General features: G+C 69.1%; 1 pseudogene. It reads right to left on the bottom strand.

Going from position 1 to position 1,437, the window contains the following annotated elements:
• A pseudogene (locus AC1DU6_RS31075) lies at nt 1–1,437 on the bottom strand (heme utilization protein); the annotation flags it as partial.

The following is a 1,437-nucleotide window of genomic DNA, read 5'->3' as shown; positions in this document are numbered from 1 at the left end:
CGCAGCTGGTCGCTGGTGAAGGCGTCGAGCTGGTCGGACGACAGGTTGCGCAGGGCTGCCGTGGACAGCGACTTGATGTCGGCCGTCTCGATGGCGGCGACCTGGGCSGTGGACAACACGTCGGCTTGCGTCGAGCTGATCGCGGCGATCTGCGTCGACGTCAGGGCCACCATGTCGGCCGTGCTCAGGCCCTGGATCTGGGTCGTGCCCAGTGCACCCACCTGTGCCGCGGTCAGCGAGCCGACGGCGTCACTGGCCAGTGCCGCGACCTGGTCGGAGCTCAGCGCGTTCAGCGCGGCGGTGGACACCGCGCGCAGGTCGGCCGTCTCCAGCTTGCCCAGCTGGCTGGTGGTCAGCGCGCCGAACTGGCTGGAACCCAGCGCAGCGAACTGCGCGSTGCCCARKGCGTTGAGGTTGTCGGTCGCCAGGTTGGCGAGCTGGGCGTTGGTCAGSGCCTGGACYTGGGCCGWGGACARGTTSGCGAACTGGCCGCTGSTCAGGCTGTTCAGGTCRGCSGTGCCCAGGGTGTTGAYCTGSGCCGTSGTCAGGYTGTTGAYCTGSSYGCTGCTCAGKGCRCGCAGCTGGTCGCTGGTGAAGGCGTCGAGCTGGTCGGASGACAGGTTGCGCAGGGCKSCSGTGGACAGCGACTTGATGTCGGCCGTCTCGATGGCSGCSAMCTGGGCGGTGGACAGSGWGCCGGCCTGGGCRGAGTTCAAGGCMGCGACCTGGGYCGAGGTSAGSGCGACCATGTCAGCCGTGCTGAGGCCCTTGATCTGGGCGGTGCCCAGCGACCCGACCTGCGCCGTGGTCAGCGTGCCGACGGCATCACTGGCCAGCGCGCCGATCTGGTCGGAGCTCAGCGCATTGAGGGCSGCSGTCGTCACGSCGCGCAGGTCGGCGGTTTCGAGCTTGCCGAGCTGGCTGGTGGTCAGCGCGCCGAACTGGCTGGACGACAGGGCCGCGAACTGTGCCGATCCCATCGCGTTGAGGCTGTCSGTSGYCAGGTTGGCGAGCTGGRYGCTGGTCAGCGCCTGGACCTGGGCCGTGGACAGGGTGGCGATCTGRCCGGTGGTCAGCGCGTTCARRTCGGCGGTACCCAGGTTGGCGAACTGCGGGCTGGTGCTCARSGCATTGAGCTGGGCCGAGGACAGSGCGCGCARCTGGTCGCTGGTSAGGGCGTCSAGYTGRTCGGTSGASARRTTGCGCAGSGCAGCSGTSGACAGSGMCTTGATGTCGGCSGTCTCGATGGCSGCRATCTGGGCSGTGGACAGGCTGGCGGACTGCGTCGAGTTGATCGCGGCGATCTGGCCAGAGGTCAGGGCGACCATGTCGGCCGTGCTCAGGCCCTGGATCTGCAGCGTGCCGAGCGCCGCGATCTGCGCCGTCGTCAGCGAGCCGACGGCATCACTGGCCAGGGCCGCCATCTGGTCGGAGGAC

Source organism: Roseateles sp. P5_B10 (genome assembly GCF_056400485.1).
Note: the sequence above shows the minus strand (reverse complement) of the source record. Positions and strands in the feature narration are given on the sequence as shown.